The sequence below is a fragment of the Streptomyces anandii JCM 4720 genome (genome assembly GCF_014650655.1).
Lineage (GTDB): Bacteria > Actinomycetota > Actinomycetes > Streptomycetales > Streptomycetaceae > Streptomyces > Streptomyces anandii.
On record NZ_BMVJ01000019.1, the window covers coordinates 94,653 to 103,058 of the forward strand.

The 8,406-nt window shown below is 72.3% G+C and carries 6 protein-coding genes and 1 pseudogene; 1 reads left to right on the top strand and 6 read right to left on the bottom strand.

The genetic code is table 11. The features are described from left to right. Positions 1 to 156: 156 nt before the first annotated feature. The 6 genes and pseudogenes from IE249_RS27930 to IE249_RS27960 all read right to left on the bottom strand — a co-directional run bounded on the left by IE249_RS27930 (position 157) and on the right by IE249_RS27960 (position 6,495). Positions 157 to 849, bottom strand: a complete 693-nt coding sequence (locus IE249_RS27930) for an LAETG motif-containing sortase-dependent surface protein (RefSeq protein ID WP_189709091.1) — start codon at positions 847 to 849, stop codon at positions 157 to 159. 210 nt (positions 850 to 1,059) lie between these two features. Continuing rightward, positions 1,060 to 1,467, bottom strand: coding sequence for a VOC family protein (locus tag IE249_RS27935; protein WP_189709093.1), 408 nt, complete (start codon positions 1,465 to 1,467; stop codon positions 1,060 to 1,062). A 1,630-nt stretch (positions 1,468 to 3,097) separates the two neighbouring features. Further along, a pseudogene (locus IE249_RS40310) lies at positions 3,098 to 3,623 on the bottom strand (hypothetical protein); the annotation flags it as partial. Beyond that, positions 3,605 to 4,348: an ABC transporter ATP-binding protein gene (locus IE249_RS27950; RefSeq protein ID WP_189709095.1), complete on the bottom strand. Its 744-nt coding sequence runs from the start codon at positions 4,346 to 4,348 to the stop codon at positions 3,605 to 3,607. The gene IE249_RS27950 and the pseudogene IE249_RS40310, both read right to left, overlap by 19 nt. Before the next feature lie 267 nt (positions 4,349 to 4,615). After that, positions 4,616 to 5,995, bottom strand: a complete 1,380-nt coding sequence (locus IE249_RS27955; protein WP_189709097.1) for an aspartate aminotransferase family protein — start codon at positions 5,993 to 5,995, stop codon at positions 4,616 to 4,618. Next, positions 5,980 to 6,495, bottom strand: a complete 516-nt coding sequence (locus tag IE249_RS27960; protein WP_189709099.1) for an Lrp/AsnC family transcriptional regulator — start codon at positions 6,493 to 6,495, stop codon at positions 5,980 to 5,982. Before IE249_RS27960 ends, IE249_RS27955 begins: the two co-directional genes overlap by 16 nt. A 191-nt stretch (positions 6,496 to 6,686) precedes the next feature. On the opposite strand from IE249_RS27960, the gene IE249_RS27965 reads away from it, so the two are divergent. Further along, complete coding sequence (locus IE249_RS27965; RefSeq protein WP_189709101.1) at positions 6,687 to 8,126, top strand: gamma-aminobutyraldehyde dehydrogenase; 1,440 nt, start codon at positions 6,687 to 6,689, stop codon at positions 8,124 to 8,126. Positions 8,127 to 8,406: the final 280 nt, after the last annotated feature.

An 8,406-nucleotide genomic window follows, 5' to 3' on the forward strand; every position in this document is an offset into this window, starting at 1 on the left:
GGCAGGAGGTGGGCGTGGAGTTCGACGTGGCGGACGTCGCGGTACTGGGCTGATCCGCACGGCGCGAACGGCCGTACGCGGGTACGCCGGTCGCCCATACGCCGATGGCCCGCCCCCGAACCCGGGGGCGGGCCACCGTACTTGGCGGTGTGCGCGTCAGCGGCTGCTGTTCGCTCCGCGTCGGCGCAGGCCGAAGAAGACCGCGCCGCCGCCGACGACGACCAGGGCGGCCGCGATGCCGGCGATCAGACCGGTGTTGGAACTGGCGCCGGTCTCGGCGAGGTTGGAGTCACCGACCGCGGGCGAGGGGGCGTTGCTCGCGGTGCCGGCCGGAGCCGAGCTGCTCTCCGAGGCGGAGGGCGTCGGAGCCGGGGTGGTCTGCGACGGCGTCTTCGACGGAGCCGGGCTCGCCGGCTTCGACGGGGTGGCCGGAGTGCTCGGGGACTCCGCCTTGCAGGCCGTGGCCGGCGCGGACAGGTTCGGCTTGATGTCCTCGTCGACCAGCTTGCCGCCGGCCTTGACGTGGATGCGGTACACGGCGTTGGGCTGCCAGTCCTCGGCGAAGGTCACCGTGGTGCCGGTGGCGGAACCCTTGACGTTCTGCTGGCCGACCTTCTTCGCGTCGGCGCCGTTGTTCTCCAGGAACACGGTGACGAGGGCCGGGGTGCGGGAGGCGTCCTTGTCGGTGACGACGATGACGCCCTTGCCGCCGTCGCACTTCGCTTCGGCGGAGAACTCACTGATGTTGCAGGCGAGCGCGGTGCCCGCGGCGCCGAGCGCGAGCGCGGCGGACGCGGAGGCGACACCGAGGATGCGCACGGTGCGTGCGGTACGGCGAGATATGGACAAGATGGCCACTTTGCCCTTCACGGGATGCGCAATTGCGGGGGGCTTGGGGGGTGTTGGGCCGACCACGAGCCGAAGTCCCATCACCCCCAGGAGACACACAGGTCTATAAGCGCTCCGTCAGAAGTGTCAATGCATATGCCCCGCAAGGGCGTTGGCTTTGCCTGTTTATTAACCGCACAGACGTTTCAACGCTCGTGACGCCCCCTGTGCTCAGCCCTGGACCGCCGCCGGGTCCATCCACATGACCTCCCAGGTGTGGCCGTCGAGGTCGTCGAAGGCGCGGCCGTACATGAAGCCGTGGTCCTGGGTCTCGCCGCTCGCCGTGCCGCCCGCCGCGATCGCCTTCTCGACCAGCTCGTCGACCTTCTCGCGGCTCTCGGCGCTCAGACAGATCAGTGTCTCGCTGGTCGTCCTGGAGTCGGCGATCTCCTTCTTGGTGAAGGTGGCGTAGTGCTGCTTGCTGAGCAGCATCGCGATGATCGTGTCGCTGATGACGACGCAGGCGCAGTCGTCGGTCGAGAACTGCGGGTTGATCGCGTAGCCGAGCTCGGTGAAGAACTTCCTGGCCGCGGCCACGTCGTCGGTCGCCAGGTTCACGAAGATCATCTGCTGGTACATGGTGGTGCCTCTCCCGTCGGTGGGCGTGCCGTTGGTGGCGTTCGCAGGGGTAGACCGGGGGCCCGCCGGGAACTCATCGGCGGGCCCGCGATTTTCTTTCCGGCGCCCGCTCAGCGGGCCAGCGGCAGGGCCGCGAGGTGCGCGATCGCCAGGGTCAGCGGGAGGAACAGGGCCAGCAGGGCGGCGGCGCGCAGGGCGGCGGAGGCGCGCAGCATCGTGGCGGGCGCCCCGAGCCGTACCAGTGCGGCGGTGGTGTCGGCCCGGTCCTGGCGCGCCTCGACCGCGGCGGTCAGCAGGGCCGCGACCGCGCAGCCGCTGACGACCAGTGCGCCGAGGGCGGTGAGCGGACCGAAGGCCGGTGCGCCGCCCTCGTAGAGCGTGACCATGGCGTACGCCCCCGACGCCACCGCGCAGACGACGCCGAGCGGGCGGCCGACGCGGGCCGCCTCGGCCATCAGCACGCGGCCCGCCAGCAGGCGCAGCGCGCCCGGGCGGACGGACTGCAGCAGCCGGCCGCACAGGTGGGTCAGGCCGGGGCCGGCGAGGGCCAGCCCGAACGCGGTGAGCAGCCAGCCGACGAGAACCGGAGCCGAGTCGGCGGCGAGCCCGCCGGGCAGTGCGGAGGCCCGCACTGCCCGGGCGGGGGAGCGGCCGGCGTAGGCCTCGACGGCCAGCCCGGCGGCCAGCACGGCTACGCCCCAGGGGAGCCCGGACGGGGGCCGGCGGGGCGGCAGGGGGCGGAGGGGGTCCGGTTCCTCGTGCTGCCCGTCCGCCTCGGCGCCGTCGACTACGACGGTCGCCCCCGCGGAGCCCGGCGCACACACACCCGCCGCGGCCACGGCAGCCGACACCTGCGCCCGCCCAACGACCCCGGCCGCGGACACCCCGGCCCGCCGGCCGGGCGCGGACGTCCCTGCGGGCCCAGGGCCCGGCGCGGGCGCCCCCTCGGCCCGCTGCCCCGGCGCGGGCGCGGAGGCGGAGGGTACCTGGGCCCGGTGGCCCGGGGTGAGGGCGGAGGTGGGTGTGCCTTCGGGCCGGTGGTCCGGGGTGAGAGCGGGGGTGGATGTCCCGCCGGGCCGGTGTCCCGGCGCGGAGGATGACGTCGACGCGGAGTCCGACCCGGGCCCTTCGCCGGGCGCGACATCGCGCACGCGCTCCGGGCCGGACGCGACCTCGGCCCCCGAGCCCGGGCCGCACACCGCCTCGGCCCCCGAGCCCCGGCGCTGCGCCGCCTCAGCAGCCGAGCCCCGGCGCTGCGCCGCCTCAGCAGCCGAGCCCCGGCGCTGCGCCGCCTCAGCAGCCGAGCCTGAGCCGGAAGCGATGTCGGACCCGAGGTCCGGGCCGGACGCGGCCTCTGACCCGTGCCGCAGTGCGGGCATCGCCGGGGACCCGTGTCCCGCAGCCGGCGTTGCCCCGGACCCGTGTCCCGGGGCCGGCGTCCCCGCGGGCCCGCGCCCCGATGCCGGCGCGGCCCCGCGGCCGCGACCCCGGGCGGAGGTGCCGGGCGTGGACGGTGCCGGGTCGCTGTTGCGCGCGCGGGTGCCGAATCTGCCGTACGTTCCGAAGATCTCGCGGGGGCGGCCGGCGCGCCCGTACGCACCGAACCGGCCGTCCCGCCGTGCGGTGTCCCGTGTGCGGGGCTCTCGGGGGCGCAGGGTCAGGGCGACCGTCACCGATGCCGTGAGCGGGATGACGGACAGGAGGGTCAGGGTGCCCGGGACCGGGAGGGGCTCACGGGCGCTCAGGAAGGCGGCGGCCGCGCCGTCGAAGGGCAGGCCCGTGAGGCCCAGGGCGCCGCGTAGGTACAGGAAGACCACCGCCGCCGCCAGGCAGCCCAGCGCGCAGGACAGCGCCGTCGTCGCCGCCGAGACGGCCATCATCCGCCCGGGTCCGAGGCCGAGCGCGGACAGGCCCGAGCGGGGCCGGGTGCCGGGGTCGGCGCGGGCCACCGCGACCGCGAGGTACACGGTGGCCACCAGCGGCACCGCGCACCAGGACAGACGCAGCAGGGAGGCGCCCGGGGCGTCCGGGTGGCCGAGGGCGTGGCCGAGGCTGCACAGCAGCAGGAAGCCGGTGCCCGCCGACGCGGCCGCGACCGTCAGACGGCGCAGGTGGACGGCGGGGTGGGCGACGCGGGTCAGACGGAGAGCGAGCACGCGGCCCGGCCTTCCGTGGAGTCGCCGGCCGGGGGCAGGTGCACGGACCGCACGCACCGTCCGTCGAGCAGCCCCACCGTGCGGTCGGCGAGGGCCGCGGTCTCCGCGTCGTGGGTGGCGAGGACGACCGTGATGCCGTGCGAACGGGCCGCCGTGGTGAGCGTGCGCAGCACGTGCGCCCGGTCGGCGCGGTGCAGGGGCGCGGTCGGCTCGTCGGCGAAGAGGACCGTGGGGGCGGGCGCGAGCGCGCGGGCGATGCAGACCCGTTGCCGCTCGGCCTGGCGCAGCTGGTGCGGCCGCCGGCCGGAGAGGTCGCCGACGTCGAGCCGCTCCAGCCACTCCAGCGCGGCCACCTTGGCGCGGCGCCTGCTGGTGCCGCGCAGCATCAGGGGCAGCGCGGTGTTCTCCCAGACGTTCAGCTCCGGTACGAGGGCGGGCGCGGGGTCGATCCAGCCGAACCGGTCCCTGCGCAGCCGCTCGCGGGCCAGCGGGCCGAGGGTGTGCACCGGGGCGCTGTTGAACCAGACCTCGCCGCGCTGTACCCGCACCATTCCGGACAGGCACCGCAGCAGGGTCGTCTTGCCGCTCCCGCACGGGCCGCCGACCGCCAGGATCTCGCCCTGCCGGACCCCCAGCGAGACGCCGTTCAGGCCGGGCGAGCCGTCGTTGTGGGTGTAGTGCAGGGCGCGCGCCCAGAGCACGTCGTTGTCGGGTGGGGCCACCATGGCGTACACCTCGTTCGGATCGGTAGTGCCGCGCGGATCGCCGTGCGGGTCCGTTGATTCCCCCGTCCGGGGGAACGAAGCCGGAGCCGATCGGTCACAGGCACGCTAGGCAGCCGACGGCACGGGCCCGGACAGCACACGGCCCCGGACCGCCGTTTCTCACTCGAACGGACGGCCCCGGGGCCGGTGATCATCATCTGATCGGAGGTGTGCGCCGTACGGCGCCGCGCCGCCGCGTGCCCGCCAGGGGCACGCGCGGCACGCCGGTCACAGCTTGGTCCACGCCTCCGTCAGCGTCGCGCGCAGGATCTGCTCGATCTCGTCGAAGGTCTCCTGGTTGGAGATCAGCGGCGGGGCGAGCTGGACGACCGGGTCGCCGCGGTCGTCGGCACGGCAGTACAGGCCGTTGTCGAACAGCGCCTTGGACAGGAAGCCGTACAGGACGCGCTCGGTCTCCTCCTCGTTGAAGGATTCCTTGGTGTTCTTGTCCTTGACCAGCTCGATGCCGTAGAAGAAGCCGTTGCCGCGGACGTCACCGACGATCGGCAGGTCGTGCAGCTTCTGCAGGGTGGACAGGAACGCGCCCTCGTTGTCCAGCACGTGCTGGTTGAGGCCCTCGCGCTCGAACAGGTCGAGGTTGGCCAGGCCCACGGCCGCGGAGACCGGGTGACCGCCGAAGGTGTAGCCGTGCAGGAAGGTGTTGTCGCCCTTGTAGAACGGCTCGGCCAGACGGTCGGAGACGATGCACGCGCCGATCGGGGAGTAGCCCGAGGTCATGCCCTTTGCGCAGGTGATCATGTCCGGGACGTAGCCGAACTTGTCGCAGGCGAACATCGTGCCCAGGCGGCCGAAGGCGCAGATGACCTCGTCGGAGACGAGCAGCACGTCGTACTGGTCGCAGATCTCGCGCACGCGCTGGAAGTATCCGGGCGGGGGCGGGAAGCAGCCGCCGGCGTTCTGCACGGGCTCCAGGAAGACCGCCGCGACGGTGTCCGGGCCCTCGAAGAGGATCTGCTGCTCGATCTGGTCGGCGGCCCAGCGGCCGAAGGCCTCGGGGTCGTCGCCGAAGATCGGGGCGCGGTAGATGTTGGTGTTCGGGACCTTGTGCGCGCCCGGGACCAGCGGCTCGAAGGGGGCCTTCAGGCCCGGCAGGCCGGTGATGGACAGGGCGCCCTGCGGGGTGCCGTGGTAGGCGACCGCGCGCGATATGACCTTGTACTTGGTGGGCTTGCCGGTCAGCTTGAAGTACTGCTTGGCGAGCTTCCAGGCGGTCTCCACCGCCTCGCCGCCGCCGGTGGTGAAGAAGACCTTGTTCAGGTCGCCCGGGGCGTGGTCGGCGAGCCGCTCCGCGAGCTCCACGGCCTTGGGGTGGGCGTAGGACCACACCGGGAAGAACGCCAGCTCCTGCGCCTGCTTGAAGGCGGTCTCGGCCAGCTCGGTGCGACCGTGGCCGGCCTGGACCACGAACAGGCCCGCGAGGCCGTCCAGGTAGCGCTTGCCCTTGTCGTCGTAGATGTAGGTCCCCTCGCCGCGCACGATCGTCGGCACGGGGGAGTTCTCGTACGAGGACATGCGGGTGAAGTGCATCCACAGGTGGTCGTACGCGGTACGGCTGAGGTCCTTGCTCACGGTTATCGGGTTCCCCACATGTAGGTCTGCTTCTTGAGCTTGAGGTAGACGAAGCTCTCGGTGGAGCGCACGCCGGGCAGCGTCCGGATGCGTTTGTTGATGACGTCCAGCAGGTGGTCGTCGTCCTCGCAGACGATCTCGGCGAGGATGTCGAACGAGCCCGCGGTCATCACCACGTACTCGACTTCCGACATGTCAGTCAGCGCGTCCGCGATGGACTCCACGTCTCCCTCGACGTTGACGCCGACCATCGCCTGCCTGCGGAAGCCCACGGTGAGCGGGTCCGTGACGGCGACGATCTGCATCACGCCCTGGTCGAGCAGCTTCTGGACGCGCTGGCGCACGGCCGCCTCCGACAGGCCGACGGCCTTGCCGATCGCGGCGTACGGCCGGCGGCCGTCCTCCTGGAGCTGCTCGATGATGGCGAGGGAGACGGCGTCCAGGTGGGGATTGCCGTTCCTGGACTCGCGGGAGTCCCTCTGGTCTGCGCTTCGACTGGCCACGAGCACACTGTGCACGACGTCTCGACAGTTCCGCAAGGCCGTAGCGATGAAATTCGTTGTTTACGGGACTGAGACGTGCGGATTTCGCAGAAGTCCACGCGACGGGGGTGTTGAAAACGTCGGAGTGCCGACTAGGGTGGGCATCTCAGTGGCTGGACAGCCAGAAACAGCCAGAAAGAGCCACAACCAGACCAGGAGGGCCGGCAGTGAGCACCGAGCTGCGTCGTCTGCGCAACTACATCGACGGTGAGTTCCGGGACGCCGCCGACGGACGGACCACCGAGGTGGTCAACCCCGCGACCGGCGAGGCCTACGCGACCGCGCCGCTGTCCGGCGAGGCGGACGTCGACGCCGCCATGGCGGCCGCCGCCGCGGCCTTCCCCGGCTGGCGCGACACCACCCCCGCGGAGCGGCAGAAGGCCCTGCTGAAGATCGCGGACGCCTTCGAGGAGCGCGCCGAGGAGCTGATCGCGGCGGAGGTGGAGAACACGGGCAAGCCGATCGGGCTGACCCGCTCCGAGGAGATCCCGCCCATGGTCGACCAGATCCGCTTCTTCGCGGGTGCGGCCCGGATGCTCGAGGGCCGCTCGGCCGGCGAGTACATGGAGGGCATGACCTCGATCGTCCGCCGCGAGCCGATCGGTGTCTGCGCGCAGGTCGCGCCGTGGAACTACCCGATGATGATGGCCGTGTGGAAGTTCGCCCCGGCGCTCGCCGCGGGCAACACGGTCGTCCTCAAGCCGTCGGACACCACCCCCGCGTCCACGGTCCTGATCGCCGACATCATCGGCTCGGTCCTGCCCAAGGGCGTCTTCAACGTCATCTGCGGCGACCGCGACACCGGCCGCCTGATGGTCGAGCACCCGACCCCGGCGATGGCCTCCATCACCGGCTCGGTGCGCGCCGGCATGTCGGTCGCCGAGTCCGCGTCCAAGGACCTCAAGCGCGTCCACCTCGAGCTCGGCGGCAAGGCCCCGGTGGTGGTCTTCGAGGACACCGACATCGACAAGGCGGTCGAGGACATCTCGGTGGCCGGCTTCTTCAACGCCGGCCAGGACTGCACCGCCGCCACGCGCGTGCTGGTGCACGAGTCGATCCACGACGAGTTCGTCTCCGCGCTCGCCAAGGCCGCCGAGGACGCCAAGACCGGGCAGCCCGACGACGAGGACGTCCTCTTCGGCCCGCTGAACAACCCCAACCAGCTCAAGCAGGTCGCCGGCTTCATCGAGCGGCTGCCCGCCCACGCCAAGGTAGAGGCCGGCGGCCACCAGGTCGGCGAGAAGGGCTACTTCTACGCCGCCACCGTCGTCTCCGGGCTCAAGCAGGACGACGAGATCATCCAGAAGGAGGTCTTCGGCCCGGTCATCACCGTCCAGTCCTTCTCGGACGAGGACCAGGCCGTCGAGTGGGCCAACGGCGTCGAGTACGCGCTGGCCTCCTCGGTGTGGACCAAGGACCACGCCCGCGCCATGCGGATGTCCAAGAAGCTCGACTTCGGCTGCGTGTGGATCAACACCCACATCCCGCTGGTCGCCGAGATGCCCCACGGCGGCTTCAAGAAGTCCGGCTACGGCAAGGACCTGTCGGCGTACGGCTTCGAGGACTACACGCGCATCAAGCACGTGATGACGTCGCTCGACGCGTAGGCCTTGCGGCGGCATCGCCGGAAGACACCGGGGCCCCGGGCGGAGGACGGACCGCCCGGGGCCCCGGTGCGCCCGGCCCCCGGCCGGGCCGCCCCACGCTGCCGCGGTTCGGCGAAGTGGGGCCGGTCGACAGGGTGTCGGGCGCGGCCGGGCGGGATCGACGGAGCGTCGATTGTCCGCACGGTGAGCCGGGCGGCATGCTGCCCGAATGCACCGGACTCCCAACTCGCCCTCGCCGTCCCGCCGTTCACTGCTGCGCGCGCTCGGCGGCACCGCCGCG

Coding starts and splice junctions, on each gene's coding strand:
- IE249_RS27935 (WP_189709093.1), bottom strand. CDS start 1,467: ATGTACCAGCAGATGATCTTCGTGAACCTGGCGACCGACGACGTGGCC.
- IE249_RS27950 (WP_189709095.1), bottom strand. CDS start 4,348: ATGGTGGCCCCACCCGACAACGACGTGCTCTGGGCGCGCGCCCTGCAC.